The organism is Saccharothrix sp. NRRL B-16314, from assembly GCF_000716595.1.
Lineage (GTDB): Bacteria > Actinomycetota > Actinomycetes > Mycobacteriales > Pseudonocardiaceae > Actinosynnema.
The window spans coordinates 1-314 of the sequence record NZ_JNXC01000225.1 but is presented as its reverse complement, the minus strand read 5'-3'; the positions used below and the strand labels follow the sequence as shown (position 1 = coordinate 314).

The following is a 314-nucleotide window of genomic DNA, read 5'->3' as shown; positions in this document are numbered from 1 at the left end:
TACCGAGGTACGCCACGGTGCCTAGCAAAGCCCCGCTGAATGCAGCAGCCACGCTCTCCCCAGCATTGACTCGCAGGGTGTCCTTCATGCTGAGCCCGACGAGCCGGAGGGCAGCCAGCCGACGGGCGCGTGACTCGCCGGATAGACGCGCGCAGACGGAGAGGAAAACGACAAGGGGTAGCAGCACGATGCACCCGAGAGTGAACCGCAGAATGTCGAGAGTTCCAGAATCGATGATCTTTTGCGAGGAGTAGCGACGGCCGAAGCCGCCGAGCGGCGCGGCATCAGGCAACTCTGTAGCGCGGGTGCCGATG

At 64.0% G+C, this 314-nt stretch carries 1 pseudogene; it reads right to left on the bottom strand.

Going from position 1 to position 314, the window contains the following annotated elements:
• Nucleotides 1-314: pseudogene (locus OQ02_RS46560) on the bottom strand (FtsX-like permease family protein); the annotation flags it as partial.